Annotated in this window: 18 protein-coding genes; 8 read left to right on the plus strand and 10 right to left on the minus strand. The window is 57.7% G+C overall.

Translation table 11 applies throughout. The features are described from left to right. The 4 genes from D6B98_RS36210 to D6B98_RS36225 all read left to right on the plus strand — a co-directional run. The coding region (locus tag D6B98_RS36210; RefSeq protein WP_349644829.1) for a hypothetical protein at positions 1–1268 on the plus strand (1268 nt) is incomplete at its 5' end. A gap of 46 nt (positions 1269–1314) precedes the next feature. Beyond that, positions 1315–3597 (plus strand): di-heme-cytochrome C peroxidase, encoded by a 2283-nt coding sequence (locus D6B98_RS36215; RefSeq protein WP_283810189.1) that lies wholly within the window; start codon positions 1315–1317, stop codon positions 3595–3597. 918 nt (positions 3598–4515) lie between these two features. After that, complete coding sequence (locus D6B98_RS36220) at positions 4516–5169, plus strand: hypothetical protein (RefSeq protein WP_235885252.1); 654 nt, start codon at positions 4516–4518, stop codon at positions 5167–5169. Further along, on the plus strand, positions 5159–6109 hold the full coding sequence (locus D6B98_RS36225; protein ID WP_126261760.1) for a nucleotidyl transferase AbiEii/AbiGii toxin family protein: 951 nt from the start codon (positions 5159–5161) through the stop codon (positions 6107–6109). The genes D6B98_RS36220 and D6B98_RS36225 overlap by 11 nt, the downstream gene beginning before the upstream one ends. 869 nt (positions 6110–6978) lie before the next feature. Here D6B98_RS36225 and D6B98_RS36230 read toward each other — a convergent pair. The 6 genes from D6B98_RS36230 to nodU all read right to left on the minus strand — a co-directional run bounded on the left by D6B98_RS36230 (position 6979) and on the right by nodU (position 10743). After that, positions 6979–7179, minus strand: a complete 201-nt coding sequence (locus D6B98_RS36230; protein ID WP_126261761.1) for a hypothetical protein — start codon at positions 7177–7179, stop codon at positions 6979–6981. Positions 7180–7225: 46 nt separating this feature from the next. Then, a complete protein-coding gene (locus D6B98_RS41115) occupies positions 7226–7657 on the minus strand; it encodes a HipA domain-containing protein (protein ID WP_347338982.1) in 432 nt (143 codons plus the stop codon). Beyond that, positions 7569–8285, minus strand: a complete 717-nt coding sequence (locus D6B98_RS41120; protein ID WP_347338983.1) for a HipA domain-containing protein — start codon at positions 8283–8285, stop codon at positions 7569–7571. The genes D6B98_RS41115 and D6B98_RS41120 overlap by 89 nt, the downstream gene beginning before the upstream one ends. Beyond that, complete coding sequence (locus D6B98_RS41125; protein WP_235884826.1) at positions 8171–8500, minus strand: HipA N-terminal domain-containing protein; 330 nt, start codon at positions 8498–8500, stop codon at positions 8171–8173. Before D6B98_RS41125 ends, D6B98_RS41120 begins: the two co-directional genes overlap by 115 nt. Then, the gene (locus D6B98_RS36240) at positions 8500–8787 is read right to left on the minus strand and encodes a helix-turn-helix domain-containing protein (protein ID WP_126261762.1); all 288 of its coding nucleotides are present in this window, start codon (positions 8785–8787) and stop codon (positions 8500–8502) included. The genes D6B98_RS41125 and D6B98_RS36240 overlap by 1 nt, the downstream gene beginning before the upstream one ends. 294 nt (positions 8788–9081) lie before the next feature. Continuing rightward, positions 9082–10743 (minus strand): nodulation protein NodU, encoded by a 1662-nt coding sequence (gene nodU, locus D6B98_RS36245; protein ID WP_126261763.1) that lies wholly within the window; start codon positions 10741–10743, stop codon positions 9082–9084. A gap of 1345 nt (positions 10744–12088) precedes the next feature. Here nodU and D6B98_RS36250 point away from each other — a divergent pair. The 4 genes from D6B98_RS36250 to D6B98_RS36265 all read left to right on the plus strand — a co-directional run bounded on the left by D6B98_RS36250 (position 12089) and on the right by D6B98_RS36265 (position 15768). Beyond that, positions 12089–13666 carry an amidophosphoribosyltransferase gene (locus D6B98_RS36250; RefSeq protein ID WP_235884827.1) on the plus strand — a complete coding sequence of 526 codons (1578 nt, stop codon included), beginning with the start codon at positions 12089–12091 and terminating at the stop codon, positions 13664–13666. After that, positions 13663–14343: an HAD family hydrolase gene (locus D6B98_RS36255; RefSeq protein ID WP_126261764.1), complete on the plus strand. Its 681-nt coding sequence runs from the start codon at positions 13663–13665 to the stop codon at positions 14341–14343. Before D6B98_RS36250 ends, D6B98_RS36255 begins: the two co-directional genes overlap by 4 nt. Before the next feature lie 3 nt (positions 14344–14346). After that, positions 14347–15249 (plus strand): NAD(P)-dependent oxidoreductase, encoded by a 903-nt coding sequence (locus D6B98_RS36260; protein WP_126261765.1) that lies wholly within the window; start codon positions 14347–14349, stop codon positions 15247–15249. A 192-nt stretch (positions 15250–15441) separates the two neighbouring features. Beyond that, the gene (locus D6B98_RS36265) at positions 15442–15768 is read left to right on the plus strand and encodes a nucleotidyl transferase AbiEii/AbiGii toxin family protein (protein ID WP_126261766.1); all 327 of its coding nucleotides are present in this window, start codon (positions 15442–15444) and stop codon (positions 15766–15768) included. Between the two features lie 186 nt (positions 15769–15954). Here D6B98_RS36265 and D6B98_RS36270 read toward each other — a convergent pair whose 3' ends face one another. The 4 genes from D6B98_RS36270 to D6B98_RS36285 all read right to left on the minus strand — a co-directional run bounded on the left by D6B98_RS36270 (position 15955) and on the right by D6B98_RS36285 (position 21133). After that, complete coding sequence (locus D6B98_RS36270; protein ID WP_126261767.1) at positions 15955–17421, minus strand: NAD-dependent succinate-semialdehyde dehydrogenase; 1467 nt, start codon at positions 17419–17421, stop codon at positions 15955–15957. Between the two features lie 3 nt (positions 17422–17424). After that, complete coding sequence (locus D6B98_RS36275; RefSeq protein ID WP_126261768.1) at positions 17425–18354, minus strand: dihydrodipicolinate synthase family protein; 930 nt, start codon at positions 18352–18354, stop codon at positions 17425–17427. A 175-nt stretch (positions 18355–18529) separates the two neighbouring features. Continuing rightward, positions 18530–19681: a glycoside hydrolase family 88 protein gene (locus tag D6B98_RS36280; RefSeq protein WP_126261769.1), complete on the minus strand. Its 1152-nt coding sequence runs from the start codon at positions 19679–19681 to the stop codon at positions 18530–18532. Between the two features lie 249 nt (positions 19682–19930). Beyond that, on the minus strand, positions 19931–21133 hold the full coding sequence (locus D6B98_RS36285; protein WP_126261770.1) for a CaiB/BaiF CoA transferase family protein: 1203 nt from the start codon (positions 21131–21133) through the stop codon (positions 19931–19933). Between the last annotated feature and the right edge of the window lie 205 nt (positions 21134–21338).

Raw genomic sequence — 21338 nt, forward strand, 5'->3', positions numbered from 1 at the left:
CACGGCAGCCTAACCCCGGCAGAGGCTCCACTTATCGACGCGGATATTCTGTTCAGACAACCGGGGCCAGCTCAGACCTCGCCAATCTGATCGCCGTGTCCGATCTTGCGGGCCCTTCGGGATCGCCGCAGCGGCTGTTTTCCGACGCGGATTTCGCGCATTTTATCGCCAACGCCGAAAATCCGGAGCATCCGGGCGTGCCGGATTCGGGTGCACGGCACATTCAGTTTCCCGATGCCGTGAAAAAGGTCGGCGCCTGGTTTGTGGCCGGCATCCGCATCGATCCGGGCGCGCCGGGATTGTCGCCGGAGATCATCGCGCAGTTTGGCCGACAACCACAGATCCGGCTCATCATTCAGCCGGTGACCAACGGGCCGGACGGCTTCAAGGTTCATGACACTGCAGGCCACCTTATCTTCAGCTTCACTCTCGCCCCGGACCCGCCTCTGGATGGTTGCGGGCCGTTCCCGCGATTCAAACCGGACGACGAAGCATTCAAGGCGATCCTTCGTGACGTCGCGACCTTGCGCGATCAGCTTGGGGCCGGACAGTTTGGCAATGTCAAAGTCTCGACTGCGGGTGATCTGAATGTGCATCCGGGTCTTGTAGGAGCATCGGCAAAGGCGTTCCGCGATGCCCTCAAGGCTTTGATTGAGAAGCACCTCTCGCCGCAGCGCCTCAATACCATGGCCGTGATGGGCATCGCCCCGCCAGAACCCTGGATTTTCGTATCGATGTTAAGGGTCCCGCAAGCAGGCCTAATCCCAGTCCCCGCCCCGACGCTTGATGGTATGCACGTGGCACAAATGTTCAGCGCCGTCGGCGGAAAGCACGTGGTCCCGGAGCCGGGCACGAACAATCAAAACCCGGTCACCTGTCGACACGCGGCATTGCAAAATCCGCCCTTGCCTCAAGGCGATCGTAAGGGTGTTTCGACCTCCGAGTTCATCGATGGTAACGTGCCCAACAGCCGCATCATCGAGATCGTCAATACCATTGCCGATACGAAGAAGAGCCACTTCTTCAATACCGATTGCGTGAGCTGTCACACCGAGACGGCACAGCCACTCGCCAGGAAAATTCCAAATTTCGCAGTGCTGGGCGTCAACCGCGCGGTGTGGCCGAAAGAAAACTGGAATGTTCGCAACTTCGGTTGGTTCCCATCCTTTTTGCGCGGCGGCCCGGCAGCCGCGACGATAACCAGGCGCGCGGCAGCCGAGACGTCCGACGTTGTCGCCTTCATCAATAGCCAATTGCTGAACAAGTAACAGACGCCGTAGCCGTTTCCGGTAGCCTGCCGGGTCGGCTGGACGCATGAAAAAGATGGATGGAGTCCTTGCTATGGGCAGACCTTCTTTTGGCTCTCGTCTTTATTCCTGGTTGATGCGCTGGCCTCATATCACCAGCCTGTTATTAGCGACCGTCGTTGTCGTGATCGTGGCGGCCGGCCTGGTGTATTTCGCCCCGGAGAAGGTTCGCGACGCAGCCCTTAAGATCAAGAACGATGCCAATCTCGTCGCTCAATTACTGCCTGCGACCCTGCCCGAGCCATCAAGAGTACAAAGCGCTTATTGGCTCCCGCAAAATTGGAGCGCTCGCCAGCGTTACTGGTTTCACCACACATCGCAGGGGACAGCGACCATCCCTGTCCCTTATCAGTGGTTTTTGGCCCTGGAACGCCCGGAGCTGTCCTTCTCTTACACGAGCTTAACGGACGAGAACTACCTGCGCCGCCTCGGCTTCATTCCCAGTCCTAGCTCAAAGGACTTCGCCGGTATTGCGCCCGCATACGGTTATCACGACGATGCGCCGAATGGGGACATAGCCGACCCCGGTTGGACTCCAAGCGCGCCCGCGAACCCGAATGCTTTGCCGGTCGGCTTTGCCATCCTCAAGGGCGGTGTCGATCCGGCGACTGGCGTCCCGTATGAAGATCAGATCGGGCTAACCTGCGCCGCCTGTCATACGGGCCATCTCGAATACAAGAATGTTAGCATACGGTTCGACGGCGGGCCGGCGATGGTCAATCTTGGCGAGGTTGAAAGAGCCGTCGGGCTGTCTATCGGCTACACGCTGATCTTGCCATGGCGTTTCGAGCGTTTTGCTAGCAAGCTGGAGCAGATCAAAGGGCAGAGTGTCGATCGAAATCAGCTTCGACGCGATCTTGAGCTAGCACTCCAAAAGATCAAGAACCAAAAGGCAGAGACCGACAGACTTTTGACGGGTCAGGGAGTGGCGGATCTCGATGAAGGGTTCGGTCGACTTGACGCGCTGAATCGGATCGGGAACCAGGTTTTCTATAGCAATCTGCTCGATCCCTTGACCGGCGAACTGTCCGAGCCACTCCTCAAGGGCAACTTCACGCGCCACGATGCCCCCGTGAGCTTTCCACCGATCTGGGACACGCCGTATTTCCTTTGGGCACAGTATGACGCATCTGTTCTCAACGAACTCGTTCGCAATGCAGGCGAAGCGCTCGGTGTCAGCGCAAAAATTAATATGATCGCTGCCGCGCCCGGAAGGCCGCTTTTTGCCTCATCCATACATCTCTCCGACATCGCGCGGTTCGAAGAGCTTCTGCGCGGCACCGATCCCTTTTCGTCCGAAGATGCAGGAGGCAGAAAGTTCACCGGGCTCGTAGCCCCCCGATGGAAGGACGCGCAGCAGAAATTCCGCGGTGACCCGGCCTGGGCGATCGATGAAAAGCTCGTTGAACAGGGTCGCGATCTTTATCGTGCTCACTGCTTTGAATGCCACCGAGGCCCGGTGAACGATGCTGCCTTCGACAAAAAGTGGCCGGAAGACTCATTCTGGCGCGCAGAGAACCCCGATCGCTCAGCCAAGAACGAGAAGAATTGGGTAGAGGTCGGGGGACGGCATTATTTTAACGTCGTCCAGATGCCGGTCTCGGCGATCGGCACCGACCGCCAACAATCTAACGTCCTCACGACGCGGCGCGTTCACCTACCCGAGTCACTCGGATTAAATCCCGCAGATGACCTCAACAAAGCCGGAGGTTGTGGCCTTCTGGCTGATAAAGGCGTAGATCCTCTGTTTGTACTCGCGCTCATGGACGTGGTCGGCAAAACGATCGAAGAATGGGTCATTGCGAACGGCACTTCTGAAGAGACCAAGCGGCAAATGTGGGGGCCCCGGAAGAACTGCCAAAATCAGCGAGTCTATGTCGGGGCGCGTGCGAGCCGCAACGGCAAGGACGAAACAGTACTCGCCCTTGAGCCTCAGTACCGGGCCCGCCCGTTGGACGGCGTTTGGGCAACAGCTCCTTATCTTCACAATGGGTCCGTTCCGACACTCAGAGACATGTTGGTGCCGCAAGCCGAACGGCCGAGGTCGTTTTGCGTCGGCAGTCGTGCGTTCGACCCGGTCAAGGTCGGGCTTGTTACGAAAGTAAAGGCGACCGAGAGCTGTGCGGCCGGCCTGACGAACTTTAATGTGTCGCTGCTTGGCAACAGCAATCGTGGACATTCGTTCGAGGGCAAGGAAACCGACTTAACGAAGCTGCCGCCTGGCGTCATCGGACCAGAATTGACCGAAGCCGAGCGCCGAGCGCTTGTTGAGTATCTCAAGACTTTATGAGCGATGGGTTACCCGTCGACCTGTGTGTCGGCGCCGCCACCTTCGACCTTCCGCCGACGTCACGCGTGCCTCGTCAACGCGCGTGCCATTCGGGAGCTTTGCCTAACTGAGGGCTTCGAAGGGGAGCTTGGTCTCTTCGAGGCTGGTACGGTCGCCGGCTGAATCTTCTTATGAGCCTCGGCAACATCTGGCGCACGATGCTGCGGCGCGGATTTCATCTTTGATCCGGCATAGAAAAACTCTGCCGGTTGAATGCCGGCAGGGCTTCCTGTCCAACTCTCCGATACTTCAGCTCTGGAATCCTTCCATGCGGCGGGATCCGTGGCGATCGCGCGCTGGGCGTCGAGGCTTGATTGTCCCAACCGGGCGCGTCGCGACCTTAGTCTTCAGAAGGCCCTGGATCACGGCTTGCGGGTCAGTCAGCAGCAGCTTGCTCTGTTCCCGTCCAGCCAGGTGGCGCCATTTGAGCCGGGTCTTGTAGAGCTTCGCAGGATTGAAGTCCGCGGTCGGCTCGAAGGTCTCGACCCGGAAAACGATCGCCTGATTGACGGCGACCGTACGCTATGCGCTCCGCAGGCTCATTATCGAAAGTCTCGCCGATCTTCTCCTAGACCCTGTCAGTCAGTTCCTGAAACAAAGACAGATTGGCGCCCCGCGAAACACCCGCGCCGCAGAGAAATACGGCCTCTCCGTCATTGACCTCGCGGATCTATTCGGAATATCGGGGCTGGCCTCAATGAATTTCATCAATACCGGAAATCAGAACGCGAAAAGGACTCGCCTCGCGTGGAGGGTACGCCATCTTACGTCTTTAGATTGACGCCGTCCCCACATGAACAGGGCTAGTTCACTGCGATCTACAGCTGACCAATAACGACAACAATTTATACATTCTCTATCAAATAGATACACCTAAATTTGCATGATTTTTCAATGAAAAAACTTGCATATAAGTCAGTTCTGACTTATATGCTCAGCGTGACGAAGCTCGATGAACTCAAGCGGCATTTGAAGCCGGGCCAGGCCTATCGGCTCGCCGATCTGGCCCGCTGGTCCAGGTCTGTCGACCGGCATGCCAGAGAGTTGGTCGAGAACGGCACTCTTAAGAAAGTTTCGGGCGGATTGTACGTGTATCCGAAGGAAACGGCGTTCGGCCCGGCACCGGCATCCGACAAGGAGGTCGTGCGCGCCTTCCTGAAGGACGACACGTTCCTGCTGGCTTCGCCAAACGCCTACAACAGCCTGGGTGTGGGCACGACGCAGCTCTATGACAAGACCGTGGTCTACAATCACAAACGGCATGGAGAGTTTCGGCTCGGCAACCGCACCTTTGCGTTTCGCGTGAAGCCGCGCTTTCCCAAGGCGCTGACAAAGGAATTCCTGCTCGTCGATCTGGTCAACAATGTCAATCACCTTGCCGAAGCCAAGGATCAGGTTCTCAAACGCGTGGCGGAGCGTGCTGCTGAGTCCGATCCGAAGCGCTTGCGTCATGCGGTGCGCGCGTATGGGAGCGAGCGCGCCAAGAAGTTCTTCGAACGCGCGCTGAGAGCCAACGAATTGCATGTCGGCTGACTTTATCCACAATCATGAGCAGTTCGCAGATCTGATCCGGATTGTGGCGGAAGAAAAAGGCATTGATCCAGCATTGGTGGAGAAAGATTACTGGATCATGCATTGCCTATATGGCCTACAGCAGCAGAAATTCACCTTCCAACTAAAAGGTGGCACATCCCTTTCCAAAGGGAACGACATCGTCCGTCGTTTTTCGGAAGATATCGATATTCTGATCGAACCTCCGGCCGGCCAAAACGTGAAGACTCACAAGAACCACGACAAGCCGGCGCACATCCAGTCGCGCAAAGACTTCTTCGATTGGCTTGCCAAGACCATCAAGATTGATGGCGTCACGAAAGTGGAACGCGATACCACGTTTGACGATGTTCCCAACTACCGAGGTGCCGGCATCAGACTTAACTACGCTAGTGTGAGCGAGGCGATGGAAGGCCTTCGCGAAGGCGTATTGCTCGAGGTGGGTTTCGACACTATAGCCCCGAACGCACCGAAAGACATCAGCTCCTGGCTTTACGATCGGGCCAGTGCAAGCAACGTCGATATTATCGACAACCGCGCTAAGGCGGTGCCTTGCTACGATCCTGGATACACGTTCGTGGAGAAGCTACAAACCATCTCAACGAAATTCCGCAAACAACAAACCGACAACAGCGACCCTGTCGGGTTCATGCGGCACTACTACGACGTCTACGAACTGCTCCAGAATAAGGAGGTTCAGAATTTCATCGGCACGAAGGAATACGCAGAACACAAACAAAAGCGCTTCCGGCAGGGCGACAACCCGATTATCGCCCAGAATGAAGCTTTCCTCCTAAACGATAAGAAGGTTCGAGCGCTATACACCGATGCTTATGACCGCAGCCGCGCGCTGTATTACGCGGCCCCGCCTGGCTTTGAGCAGATACTCGACGAGATTAGCGAGTGGGTTGAGAAGCTATAGTTCTGGCGCTGGGAGAGTTCTATTCGGATTTGGCCAACGCAATGGCTTCACCCCGCCCTCAAATGCCGCATAGCGAGCGTCTACTCTACTAAGATGTGACTCGCTATTGTGGGTTGAAGAATCGGCCGATCCCCACTCGATTTCAGCATAGATCGCGCCGCCATACACGGAGCGGCCCGGGCCCCTGACGGACATTCTTCTAAAATCAACGACCGCAACAATCAGCCATCATGTGGTGTTCATCCACGGACTCAAGGGAATTGGTCACGCTCCCTGGATGTCGTCAGGGGCGCCTCAAGAGTTTTGGCCACTGCGGCTCTCGAAAGATATCGCCGAACTCGGCATTTGGAGCATCGAGTACGACTCCGCCCCCACCCTCTGGCGTGGTCACTCGACGCTCTCAACCTCGTTCCGACATTTAAGCCCAGCGATTACGAAAAGACGCCCGTACTCGCCTATCTGTCAGCAGGTGCACACCTCGTCCAAGCTACACCACAGGAGCTGCGGAAAGCCATTTTGGCAACTGCCGTTTGACTCTGCCTCAATTCCGCTGGCGGACGATGCCTCGTCTCTGAATGAGCGGCGTAAGGCGATTGATCTCTATGAGCAGACTGCAACGTTTGCATCTGCCCTTGGATGTACCCGGATAAGCAACGATGCGAGCGACAAGTTCAGTGCTTTTAGGAGGTTGCGTATAGTCGCTGCGCGCCCGAATCGCAATGATCTTCCGAAAGCGCCCTCATGTCGCGTTGAGATCGCTCCCAGAGATTCCCAAGCCTGCCGAAACCTTCCCTTTTGTCCTGGGTTCGGCCTATTTGGAGTTCGGGAAGCGGGTCCCTAATAGCGAGACTCAGCCCGTTTCTCGAGTTTCAAGTGCGGGCCGTATCACCCCCCAGAGCTATCAGGCCAATACGGAGGCACGTCATGGCTGGCGCCGGCTTGGTGTTGCTGCCGCTGCTGCTGATCATCGGCGCCGATGATCGCGGTCCGGCAATTCCGGCGCCGGTGCCGCCGACGGCCATCATGGCCGCGATGATCGCGCTGTCGACATCGATGCCGGCGATCAACATGCTGCTGCTGGTGCTGCCGGTGCGGATTGATCTGCTGGCCCCAAAACTAGGTTCCCTTCAGAACGCGTTCGCAGTCCCGAGCTCGTTTGGTCAAAGCCGCTGCCAATCGCTCGATAACGGCGTTCTCCAATCCCTCCTTTTGCGCGCGCGCGCGGATTTCGTTAACGAGGTCGGGGATCTGCCCAGCCATGGAGATAAGAGTAGCAGTGACCAAATCCGCATCAGCCCGCGTTTCGCGCGAGAACTTCTGCCATTGACGCAAGCCAATTTGGTCGAGCTTGTACGCGCCCCCGACTTTCATGGCGAGCTTGACCTTCCGCGGGTCGACGTGATCGTAAGGAAGAATGCTAGCTATGTCGTAGAGCGGCGCAAGCCGTACGTGCGGGCCGCTAGCCAAAAGCAAGGAATAGTTCTTGGCGTGAGCGTCGGCCCCCCCCAATGAGCCAGTTGAAGCCCAAAGCGCTGACGAACGTCTCAAGGTCAGCGTCGCGGTCCGTCGAGTATGTCCGTAAGGGCTCGATCACGTCAGCAGACGTTGGTCCTCCCTCGTTCTGGTATTTCTTGGTCGGCAGGATGCCCATGGCCTGGCAAATATCTTCCTGGTGAATCCGAATGATGTCGTTCCCACTAACTTGCTGGTCGTAGCGTTCAACGACGATTGCGATTTCCTTTTCGAAGCGCATCACCTTGGTTTCAGCGGCCGGCAGCCCGACTTCTCGCGCGAGCTGCAGGCAGATATGCTCGTTCTCGGCGTGACCATCGAAGTGGCCTGTCGGCGGTTTCAAAATGTGGGTGGTCGGTATGCGGCCGGACGGAATGCCCCATTTGCCGTCTTTGAGGACAAGAGCAGTTTTAGGCTGGGCGCCCGCAAGGCTGAATTGACCCGTATCGCCGGGCAGACGCCAGGCAGCATGATCCTCGCGTAAGGCTTGAAGCCGGTTTGCTATTTCCGGCTCGTCAAGCCATTCGATCTTGTCATCTCGGCCCGTTTTCAGGCCTCCAGTCGATCGGGGGTGACAAACTGAACGGCGCCTGCGCAATCCTGACCGACGTTCGAGATGAAAGCAAACACGTTGCGCGCTGATACCTGAAATTTCTTGGCCCAACGCTCGAGCACCTGCTCATTGTCGGGAAGCAGCCCCCACAGGAAGGCCTGAATGGCGGCTGGACCATGCTCCTCAGCGGCAAGCGGCATCGAAAGCGAGAGAGGATAGGCTCCCTCAGCGTTGCGCCATGCATTGTCATAGACAAAGGTCAGCCGGCCGCGTGCATCACTTCGGACACGACCGACTTCGTTGCCGTCCGCAATGAGCTCGGCCATTAAGGCTTGCCTTTTTTGGCTTTCGCCACGATGGCGTCCAGATCGACGGCGGTTTTCGGGACGCCGCGGCCCGCGGAGGGATTGCTGTCTGCATCGAGCTTAATGCCAAGAGCATCGAGGACGCGGCGGATTAGCCCGAGTTCTGCGCGCGGATGTCCATGCTCGACTTCAATGAGCCATTGGCGACTGACACCAACCTTTTTGGCCAGCGTCGACTGATCGAGCTTGAGGCGTTTGCGCCGGTCGCGGATGACGGCGCCAAGATCGGCTGCGGTACGTGTGAGCATGGCAAATCCGAATGTCAGCGTTCGCTTACATTATCATATGTCGCCATTCGCTGACAATCAAGATGTTGCCGTTCGCCGACATCGTCGAATGTCGCCAATCGACGACATCTACTGACTCAGACGTCCGACATCCGCCGCGGTCCGTTCACGGTCATCGGGTCCTCGGAAAGAGAGGGTATTCTAGCGGACGTCTGCGTGGGCTGGATGAGAACTATCCGCCGCCCAAATGGCTCTGAACGGTCGGCGTTCCGTTCTCAAATCTCACGTCCACAGAAAGATGCCTTTGACCAGCGCTCAGTCGCCGCCCTCGCGTCTCGTCCACAGCATGCCATCGCACCACACGTGGTCAACGCGGTTCCACTGGCAGGCAGATGCCGCATTCGGGAAAAAGCCGCGTCCATTGTGATTGGCGCTGGTGTTACATAGTAGCGGAATGCCTGTGAGGCCTTCGTATTCGACGAGAAGTTCGGCGATCTTGTGCCGAGAGGTCCTGCAAATGGTCTGCAATCGCGCAGATCCGTCCAGATGCACAACAGCGGGGATCTTATCCCGCCATTCTGCTCGTGTTAGGTGCTCGAAAAGCATGTAAGGGTCTGGCGTTCCGGGACTAAAAATATCCGGCGCCCGATCCTCCAGGCATATTGGCGCTACAGGCCGGAAGTGCTCGCGAAGTTTGATGTCGTTGAGACGGTCCTTCATTTGCGGCGATGTCGCCGCGGCCAGTATGCTTCTGCTACCGAGAGCCCGAGGTCCAAGCTCCGCGCGGCCGGCAAGAAAAATGACGGGTTTGTTGCTGGCGAGAATGGTTGCAAGTTCACGCATGCTGCATGGTGAGCCGCCCCATCCGGGCGGCATGTCGCCTCGTTCCACGGCTGGACCACTATAGACGGACCATTCCAATGGTACAAAACCTTGGTCCGCCGCCAATGCGGAGCAAGCAGCACCTATTGCCGAGCCACTGTCATTCGGAAAGGGTGGCACCCAGATAGCATCGAACAAGCCGGCAGCTCGTAGTGCACTATTCCATTTTATGTTGAGACCGCAGCCACCGACTATGCACAGATTGCGCGCGGAAAACCTCGAATGCCTCTGTATAGCACTCGCCAGTTTGCTAACGAGCAGACGCTCTTGGAAGCAATGAAAGGATGCAAGCACATCTGCGGGGGCTTTGGCCTTTAACCGTAGCACGCAGGCATCGAAGAACGCATGGACAGGCTCAAGCGCGGCGTCCTCGCTGCAACGACCGACTGGCTCCGTGAACATGCTAAAGTGCTTTTCATAGAGCTCCTGAAACACCTCGACGATGCTTTCATCGGCCGAACCGAGCGCGATGTAGGCCATCAACTTGCCCGCAACACCGAGGTCCCACTTGATGCGGTTAGCCTGCTTGTATGGTCCGAAGTGATAGCCTGCGGCAGCATAAGCATGCCCGATCAGCGGAAAGAGGCACTCGACGAACCTGGCTGCGTGGCGCTCTACATGGTAGAGCCGTGGAAAGGAGGCGCCGTCCCAAACCAGACAGAACGCGGGTTGCCCGGCCTTGGCGAAAGGACTGGTACAAAAAGCGGAAGCCACGTGACCTGTGACATGCGGATAGCTTTTATAAGGGAAGGCGCTCCCCTTGAGCATCAGCCCAGCGCCGTCGCGCGCTATGAGGAGGCCGTCGGCATCGCCCTCAACATACGGCGCCCCTTTAAGGGTAATGGGTGCAGTCCCGCTGAGAACCTGAAATTGTGACTCACTCTCGCCCCACCATCCATCGATGACGAACCGGTCAACGTCCCGCGGATCCAAACCGTGTTCTGCCAAGGCGACAACAACCGCATCGAGATTGTGGAGTTTTTGATATCGCGGATTATTGTCCCGCTTCTCCTGCTCCACACAAAAGACCAGCCTTCCGTCCTCGACAAGGGCGACTGCTCCGTCATGAGTCAGTTTGATACCGCAGATTCGCATACAGTCTCCGAACCTAATGTCAGATACACTCGATTTGAACGCTCCCCCAACTGCTGCTCACGTTGCGAGACTCAGATGGGCTCCCATCTTTCACGATGCACGCTCTGGGCCAGTTCCAATCAGAGGAATCGCCGGCAATTGTCTGATTAAAGTCGAGATTGGAGGCTGCTTGACCGATTCGTGACACCGAACGCGTTCGGTTTCGGACCAAGCACTCGGGCCTACAGCAACAATTTCCATGCGCGCGACCCGGGGCCCCCGTTATGCCTTCTGCGAGGTCGAGCGAACGGGTGCAGCGAAATTTTCTGCCGGCTAAACGAGATCATGGCCGCGCTGCCACGAAATGGCTCACCGTGAGACGAACGCGCTTCGTAATTCAGTTAGCGCCTAGGCATTCGCGCTAGGACGACATTATGAATCGTGGCGACTGCGCATCTCACAGGTGCCATGTGCCGAGATTCCGGGAGTGTCGGCAACACCGATGCGCTAGTCTGTACCGGCTTGGGAGTGACGGCACTTTGAGAAAACAAACAGATGCTCCTTTTTTAAGTGGTGTCTCGCTCAAGGTCGCGAACAGCCCCTGATCGTTGCACCGTCGTCTGTATTGCGTGAAGACACAGGGACGAGGATGCCCTCCACAGCTAGGACTCGGCAGTACAGGATCCGGGATCATGGCGGCTTGGTATATCCGCCTACCCACCTGTTATCTCAGCGCCGTCGATCGAGCCGCGTTTTGCCGCCAAGGACGTGGACACCTGAGCCCCCTCGGGCTCGAAGAATGTCGGATACAAGATAATTTGGCCGCGCGCGCAGCGCCAGAGTCGTTGAAGGTGACATATTGCAGTTCCTGACCACACCGTTTGAAGGTGGATCGTCATGGGTTGGTCCGCGCAAGCGACACGATTCGTTCTGGCCAAGGTTCATGGTCCTGATCAATCACCACTGTTAGTAGTTGATCAGGCGAGCGTCGAACGCCACTCTCTGGCCTGCTTAGAGCTCCTTTTCGTAGGCTGGTTGTCTTTAAAGAACCGGTTTGGTGGCTGGACGCAAAAATGAAAGACATGAGTGAAAGTGCAGAAGGCTTTCGTCGACCTTAAGCCCCCACTTCCTGCTCGCTCCGGTGTGGAGCGTTTCGCACATGGTCGTAGCATCCTGAACATCGCGTGGGTGCTGAAACGACGCACAATACCCACTCGATGGCTAGAATGGCCTGTCTTCCAACCCTACTCGCTCCGGAAATGCCAGCCAGCACATGCAAAGGGCTGGTACGACGCTTGCTTAAGGATGAATCGAAGTGCCATCGAGGCGCCCCGCCAGAGCGACTCCTTAACAAGTGGGTGACTATATGTCCGGTGTCGCCGGTGCATTTTTCTGCGCTTCAAGCGAACCATCGCCGCGTGTCCTTGATCAGCTAAACAAAATGATTCCGACACTTGCACTCCGTGGGCAAGCGGGTGTCGTCGTCTCTGCTTTTATGCAAGAGCGTGGACTCCGACATGGAACCTTTCGATCGAACGATAGCTCTGTGCTCATTGACTGCATCGAACGGGACCCGTGCTTTCGGCCTCATGTTGCAATCGCGCAGATCCGTGGCGGATCCTGTGGAACTGGAGATGGCGACGACGTGCAGTCAATGCCTAACCGCCATTTTGCCATTGCTCTGGACGGCGCCTTGGTGAACGCTCATGAACTCAAGAGCGAATTACTCGCTCGAGGCCAACTGATAGATACGAACACAGACGCCAAGCTCCTGCTGAGGTGGATTGAACACTCTTGCGAACGAGAATATTGGCGTCACGGCCGGCCCGTAAACTACGAAGCTATCTTTCGCGAGCTTGATGATCGTATCGATGGTGCCCTAAGTGCGCTTTTGCTAGATAAGGACGGAGATCTTGTTGCATACCGCAGTCGAAGCGGTTTGCGACCATTGGAGACTATGCGAGCAAGTAATGGCTTGTTGCTCTTTGCTTCTGAAAATTGTGCCTTCGCAGGCTTGGAAGGTGAGATCAGCCAGCTCTTGCCTGGGAGCATACAGCGCGTGGACGCCAAGACCGGCGCCAGCGTTGACCATGCCCTGAACTGCCGAGGACATAAGGCCAAGCTCTGCGCGTACGAAGCCCTCTATTTGGGAAGTCCAAACACGTCGGTCGAGGGCCATTCACATCGCCAAACCCGTTACAACATCGGGCTCTCTTTGGGAAGAATTGTTGCGGAGCGACTTCAAGCAGAGCCACTCTTGATGCCGCCAATCGTGTCCTCAATGCCAAATACTGGGGGCCCGTACGCCGATGGTCTATTTGACTCTTTCGCCGAACAGGGCGTGCTTGCCGAGCGTAGTGACGTAGTTGCAACGCAATTTCAAGAGCGAACGCTCCTCGGCAGAACCAGCGCCCGGCAATCTCGCATTGCCCAGAAGTATCGAGTTTCGGAACCGGCCATAGCCGAACGGACCTTAATAGTTGTCGACGAAGCCCTCATTCGAGGCGATACCAGCCAAGCCGTCACAATGATGCTCCTTGCCGCTGGAGCCAAAGACGTACATTGGGCGATAGGTTCTCCCCCTATAGTTGCGCCAAACTACTACGGCATGGGTATTGATACGCTAGATGAGCTCGCATTCTGGCAGGCATTGAAGCGGCTGCCGTCCGAGCTGCGCGCCCAATGCCTTCGCTTCCATAGGATGGAGCCGCCAGCACTCAGAATCGTTGAGAGCAACATTGCGACGGCGATCCAAGCAGCATCGATAACTTATCTGCCTTTCCGCGCCCTTGTATCCGTTTTGGCCGACAGGCTAGAGGGCATCGATCTATCACCGTTCACGTTCGACATGCCGACCCCCGCTGGACGGCAGCGCGCGCGTAGACACTTGGAAGCGTTGCTGGCCGCTTTTCCTGTCAATACCCCTCTGAGGTCAGAATCATGAAACCCGCTCTCGTATTTGACTGGAACGGAACACTGCTCGATGACACCTATGCGCTGCTCGAAACGACCAATGTCATTTTGGACCGCTTTGGTCGTCCGAGCATCGATATAAAGACCTTTCGGGATCGTTGTGATGTTCCCCTCTCTCTTCTCTACCTTAGCCTTGGAATGTCGCGCGAAGAGATTGAGGCAATGGAGCGTGATGATGGCGCACTATTTCACGACTTATACGAGCCTCTTGCGGCCAAGGCCGATCTACGTGAGGGCGCGCGCAGAGTGCTCGAGATAGCGCGACGACAATCCGCTCTACTCATCATCCTCAGCAACCACATAGTGGCGCCTCTACAGTCCCAGCTGAGGAGGCTTGGAGTAGATCACTACATTACCGATGTGCTCGCTTTTGAAAGCCGCGCCACGCAATACAAATCAATGAGCAAAGGAGAGCGGCTTCGGCTTTACATGCAAAGGTACGACCTGAAGCCCGCATCAACCTTCATCATCGGCGATATGCCCGTGGAGACTGATATTGCACGTAATCTCGGTCTGACGAGCATATCCATTACCGGAGGATTTGTTTCGACCTCGCGCCTGCAAGCCGCGCGTCCAGATTACACGATCAACAACCATCACGAGCTGCTGCCCATCCTGCAAAGCCGTGGCTACTTTTCGGAATGCTAAGCCATGAGTAAGGGATCATCAGCGAGCGCGGCTCCCAGACTGATCAAGCAGAGCGTAGGGCTTATCGGAGCGGGGCGCATGGGAACAGGTATAGGCATCAGCCTGCTGCGTCAGCAACGCGAACTCCACATCAAAGTCAACAAGGAGCGGTTCGGTGCCGATCGCCTGATAAGTGCAGGGGCCCGCGAACATACGTCGATCGCTGAGTTGGCGCAGCATGTAAGTGTGGTGGTGTTGTCCTTACCGTCCAGCCGCGAAGTTGAGATGGTGTGCCTTGATGACGATGGACTATTTGTCCACATGTGCCGAGGAGGCTTGATAATTGATTGCACAACCTCGTATCCTGCCTCGACTATTGCATTGGCGAAAACGGCGCAAGGACGAGGTCTAAGCTTTATTGATGCTCCAGTAACACGAAGCCCCGAGCAAGCAGAGCTCGGCCTCCTCAATGCGATGGTTGGGTCGGATACAACACTCTTTCCCGTCGCTGAACGCATTCTTGCTGCGTTTTGCGAGACCGTGATGCATGTTGGAGATGTCGGACACGGCCACAAGCTCAAGCTTGTTTACAACAGCATGACTATGGGCATAGCTGCGGTCGCCGCTGAGGTCTGCCAATTCGCGGATAGTCTTCAGATAGATCTTGTAACACTACGGTCTTTGGTCAGTCGGGGCTCTACGAACAGTGGAATATTCCAAGCCTTCGCCGCCTTTTTGTTGGGAGAGAAACCGGATGCACTGGCAATCTCGATTGCAAATGCTGCAAAGGACATCGAGTGTGCTGTGCGCCTAGCGCGCGAGAGTGCCGTTTCCGTGCCGGTCCTGGATGCTGCCGCGCAGGAACTCAACCTCTCAGTTGTCGCAGGCAAAGGTGAACTGACCCTACCACATTTGGCCCTATCGTAAATGCTTGGTATGGCTCCAAGCGGGCCATTTTTCCACGAGTCCGTGGCGCCCCTCGACTCCCTCGTCATCGAGAACGATGATTAGGACGAGACGGTCCGCATCTTCAAAGAAGTCAGCGGCGTTTCATACAACGATGGGCGGAGTTCGATCCAAACAGCCTCAAGGTCAATCGCATTCGCGAGGAAACCGAGTATGGCGGACTGCGCATCACCGCCGACGCATTGTTCCGCCAAGGCCCGTATCGTTATCGATATGGCCGTTGATGATGCGGTCGAACCGGGTCTACTGGAAATGGACTTGTCGGTTCTCCACGATCTTCCTGCTCCGCATCTGCGCGCTTATGCGCGTGAGATGGTCATCGCCGAGAAATTCCAGGCGATGGTCATGCTGGGCCGCGCCAATATTCGTGGTGCTCGCGGGCTATCATTGGCGCGGAAGTTTGGGGGCTTTGGCACACGCAGCTGTTATCCGTCCGCGCCGATTTGCCGGACAAAGTATCTTACTTCTGCTTCCGCCTGAATGAACAATAAGGTGTCAGTCCCGCAAGGAAAAAGAACCGCTGCCGGATTTCTCCGACAGCGGCTCAAGTCCGGGGAGAAGGCAGACGTACCGGTCTGCCAGCGGAGAAGGGGAGAGCGCTTGAAGCTATCCGGCGGCACCGTCGAACAATCGTTCTGCTCCGGTTTGGCACCTGGGATTCCGGTTCTAGCTCGCCTGGCTCACAAATTTGGTGTCGAGATAGCCCTCGATTGCCTCGAGGCCACCTTCCGAGCCGAAGCCGGACTCCTTCGTTCCTCCGAAGGGCACTTCGGGAAGCCCAAGCCCATGATGATTGATCGATACCATCCCGCATTGGAGATCGGCCCCGATCGCGGCCATGGTTGCGGCGGATCGCGTGTAGGCATAGGCGGCGAGCCCGTAAGGCAGTCGATTGGCCTCCGTGACAACGTCGTCATAGGTCTTAAACCGCGCAATCGGGGCGACAGGGCCGAACGGCTCTTCATTCATGATGCGCGCTTGAGGTGGAAGATCGGTCAGGACCGTCGGCTCGAAGAAGTACCCCGCATTGCCGATACGCTTGCCGCCGGTGCGCAACTGGGCGCCGCAATCGAGAGCGTCCGCGACAAAGCTCTCCATTGCGTCGATCCGCCGCGAATTGGCGAGCGGTCCCATGCGGCTGTCTCTCTCAAGGCCATTGCCAACCTTGATCGCGCTGGCCTCGGCAACAAACCTCTTGACGAAATCTTCATAGACACTCTCATGCACCAGAAACCGCGTCGGCGAGACGCAGACTTGGCCGGCATTGCGGAACTTGTTCGCCGACAAAATTCTTGCGGCTTTCTCGACGTCGGCATCTGGGAAAACGATGGCAGGCGCGTGCCCGCCGAGTTCCATGGTGGTGCGCTTCATGTGGGCGCCGGCAAGGGCTGCGAGATGCTTTCCGACTACGGTCGAACCGGTGAAGGAGACTTTACGGACGATAGGATGGCGTATGAGATGGTCTGAAACTTCGGATGGCACGCCGAAGACGAGATTGATCACGCCCGCCGGCGAGCCCGCATCCGCGAAACTACGCACCAGCTCCATGCAGCTCGCTGGCGTCTCTTCAGGTCCCTTGACGATGATGGAGCAGCCGGCTGCAAGGCTCGCCGAGATCTTCCGCACGGCCTGGTTGATCGGAAAATTCCAGGGCGTAAATGCCGCAACCGGCCCGACAGGCTCCTTGGTCACGAGCTGGGCAATATTGCCAAAGCGCGCCGGCACGATCCGCCCATAAGCGCGCCGCCCTTCTTCGGCGAGCCAGTCGATGATATCGGCAGCGAGGAGCGTTTCAGCACTCGACTCGCTCAGCGGCTTACCCTGTTCGAGGGTCATGATTGCAGCGATGTCGGCTGCGCGCGAGCGCATGAGCTCGGCGGCCTTGCGCATGGTCCTGTACCGGTCGAAGGCAGAAACCTTTCGCCAGATCTCGAAGCCGTCCGCCGCCGCCGCGAGGGCACGATCAAGATCACCGCGGGATGCGTAAGGCGTTTCGCCAATGGGCTGTCCGGTCGCGGGGTTGAGGATCTCTTCCGAGCGCTCTGCCTCCCCTTCCGTCCATTCCCCGGCAATGAACATCTTGATCTGGGGGTACACAGGTTGTGCCTGCACCGCTTGTTCCGGATTGTTCATGCCTCAATGTCCCCAGCGAAGAGCCAGCGGGTTGAGCTCGTGCGCAAGCTCGATCAATCCAGCTCTCGTCGCCGGATGGAGCCCATCGAGCGGATGCCGCACCGCTTCGTATTTGATCACACCACCTTCAGCCATCACGCTCTTGGCAGCGCGCAGGCCGCACTGGCGGTTCTCGAAATTGATGAGCGGCAGCACCTTTGCATAGGCAAGAGCGGCTTCTTGCCTGCGTCCCGCTTTGTGGTGATCGAGCACCGGGCGAAGCAGATCGGGCAGCAGCGCACTCGACATCGTTCCGGTCGCACCGGCGTCGAGGTCTGCCATCATGGTGATGGCCTCCTCCCCGTCAAAAGGACCAATGATGGCCTCACCGCCGAGCTCGATCAGACTGCGCAACTTGGCAGCAGCAAACGGGACCTCGATCTTGAAATATCTGGCGAGCGGCACCTCGCAAGCGAGGCGGACGAGAAACGGGACCGTCAATGTAACGCCGGAGAGCGGCGCGTCCTGGACCATGATTGGGATCCCTGCCGCGTCTGCGACCCGGCCGAAATGGCCAATCATGGCCCCGTCATCCGCCTTGAGGCTTGCACCATGATAAGGCGGCATCAGCATGAGGAGGCTTGCGCCACGTTCGGCCGCATAGCGGGCGCGTTGCACCGCAATCTGGGTGCTGAAATGGCTGCAGGTCACCATGACTGGCTTGCGGCCCGCGACATGCGAAAGACAGAGCTCGACCAGAATGTCGCGTTCTTGATCAGACAGCAGGAACTGCTCGGAATAGTTGGCCAGAATGCAGATCCCGTCCACGCCTTGATCAATCATGCAATCGATAACGCGCCGCTGCCCTTCAAGATCGAGATCTCCAGCCTCCGTGAACGGCGTCGGAGCCACCGGGAACAAGCCGCGATAGATGGGAGTCTTCGCACTTCTCATGTAGAGGATTCCAGACAGGAGGCGGTCAGTTGCTGTCGAACGGGGTCAGCCATCGCAAACATCTAAGGAATGGCGCCGATACCGGCGCACTTTTTTGACAGATTGACTAGCATGGCGTCACAAACGAGATTGGTTTGAGGCTTTGCTCGCGTTGGACGCCTTTCGTGCCTCCCCATTAAATCCAGCCAGGCGGCACCAGGTCCGTGAGGACGGCAAGACATTCAAACAGGAAGTAGCTTCCGAAGATCAGCTCGACGTTCTGAGCCGCATCGATATCGCGCACAATCGCCTTTCGGGTGAAGCAGCCGCCGGTGAGCATTCCAGGCGGGCGCGGGTCATCGGGAGCAGTCGGCGTCAGGTATTTCGAGCTCAGCTGAGTAACTGTGCGCTCCGCAAATGATCGATATCTGGCGCCCCGCTCAGGACCAAGTGCGGATGCGAGGCGCAGCGCCGCGGCAGCAGCGATAGCAGTGGCCGCAGTATCCCTGCTGGTATTGGGGATCGCCGGATCGTCGAAATCCCAGAAGGCAATGAGATCCGCAGGGACATGGTCGATCCACCAGTCAAGAAGGCGCACGGCGTAGTCGCGCCATAGTGGTTCGTCCGGGCGGACCATGGCGGCGTGAGCGGTGTAGAGCATCGCCCATCCCTGCGCCCGGCCCCAAGTGCTGATATCGCTATAGCCCTTGTGCGTGTGCGTTCTGAGCACCTCGCCGGTCTGTGGATCAAGGGTGGAAGACTGGATAACTGAATTGTCCTGCCGTACGTGGATCTCGAGGACACGCCGCATATGTGCATTGGCGACCTCCTCCATCCGGGCATCGGAAAGCTCGTCCGCGGCCCAAAAGAGCAGGCCTGTCGCCTGGAGCGAGTCGATGCTGCTCTCGGAGGCTCCGACTGCGCTCGCCTCCTCGGCATCCCTGCCCAACGGTATCAGTCCGAGGTGTGGATCGAACATATCACGAAGCGACCTTGCAGCTGTCAGAGCCACCTCGCGCGCGTTTTCGTCCTCGAACAGGATGCTGCCGAGGGCGCCAGCATGATAGAAGCCGAAACCCTTGAAGGCCGTAAGCCGCTCGGCACGCGGCAACATTCGGCTTAGCGCAGCACGCGCGTCTTCGATTGGGAACTGCCTGGGATTAGCGAGATGCGCGAGCCAAAGCTCGCCGACAAAGGCCCCGCCGGTCCAATCACCATCGGGCGTAAACGTCCATGTTCCGTCGGCGGCACTCGCCCAGTGTGGCAAGCCCGTGCGTGCAGTGTCCCTGGTCTCGGCAATGCGCTTCAACATACGCTCGCGCGCGGGCAGATATTGGCTTTCCGACATGGCTCTGATCCAACATAAAACTTGCCGCGCGGCTTTGGCCTGGCGGCAACTTAAAGCTCTTTACCAACAGGTCCTGGACTGGGGTGAACGGTTAATGTTCACCAGACTTCCAAGCGTGCGCTTGGTTGCATCGCTGCCGAGGAGCACGCCTCGTCAGCAACACCGCAGGGAAAGCCGCGCGCAAGTTTATGCCGATCACCATGCCCTCCTGACGTAAGCGCGCTACTTTCGAGAAGTCACTTTGGTCGTTTAGTGATGCGAGTCCGCAGCGCCGATGGCGCCCGTATCGTAAAGATGCTTCAATGTCCTGGCGTCATAGCCCAGCTCTTTCAGAATCTCTTCCGTTTGCGCACCGAGCTTTTGCGGGGGCAAACGCACGTCCGGCTGCTCGCCGTCGTAGCGCACGGGATGGCTGACGAGGGTGATGGGAGTTCCGGTCGCGCCGGTCACGACCTGAAAATTTCTGTTGTGCACAATCTGCGGATCCTCAACGACGTCAGCATAATCGTTCACCGCAGCGTGCCAAATTCCACGCGCCTCGAACAAGGCGATGCATTCGGTGGTTGTGCGTTTGGCGACACTGGGCGCAATCATGGCTGAGGCTTCGTCCCGCCGGCGATACGCCTCCCCGTCAGGAATTCGCTGGTCGAGCGGAAGGCCAAGCGCGTCTGAGAGCGCCTCCAGCGATCCCAAAGAGATCGCAATGTGTCCATCGCGTGTCGCATAGATGCCGTAGGGCGCGCCGTAGTACCAGCCCGCCACCGGACCCGGCTGACGGACGTCGTCAGGCCTTTGGCCGTTCAGGTAGCAGGTAAAGGATTCCATCTGCAGGTCGAGCGCAGCCGACAGTAGGCTAACATCGACGCGGCAGCCCTGCCCCGTGCGCGCTTTCCTCACCAGGGCAGCTAGAATGCCCGCGGCAAACAAGGCGGCGCCGTGATGATCGATGGCGGAAACGCCCACAGCCCGCGGCCCCTGCTCGCGACTTCCGGTGATCATCGCAAGTCCTGATAGGGCCTGGATCAAGAGATCCTGGCCGGGGCGGTTGACGTAGGGCCCGTCAGGACCGTAGCCGGAGGCAGCCGCATAGATGATCTGCGGATTGATCTTCTTTGCATCCTCGTAGCCGAGACCAAGCTTGTCGAGCACACCCGGACGGAAGTTCTCTGCGATTACATCCGATTTCGCGATCAGTTGCCTGGCGATGACGACGGCTTCGGGTTTTTTCAGATCGAGCGTGAGGCTGCGCTTGTTGCGGTTGCCCGTGAGAAGCAACATTGACTGGCCATCAACCCGCTTGTCCGCCCCGCCCCATTTCCTCTGAAAGGCCCCTCCGGGCGGTTCCACGGCGATCACGTCCGCACCGAGGTCGGCGAGAAACTGCACGCCGACCGGACCCATCAGAAAGTGATTGAGGCTGAGGACACGAATGCCCTTCAAGAGATCGACCATACGTCCTTGCTTTCGGTTTTGCCTGAAATCGAGCTGCTTGGCTCTCGATTTCTGAAATCGATTTCAGACTTAGGCCGCGCAAGAACCGGAGTCAAGCAAATCAACCAACTTTCGAATGAGATTCGCTTCCCCCGCTCGATGTGCGCATGAGAGGGCCAGAAATAGCGCCGACAGCCCGTATACAGGGCTTGAGAAGGTGGCGCTC

It is taken from the genome of Bradyrhizobium sp. LVM 105, assembly GCF_003957705.1.
GTDB lineage: Bacteria > Pseudomonadota > Alphaproteobacteria > Rhizobiales > Xanthobacteraceae > Bradyrhizobium > Bradyrhizobium frederickii.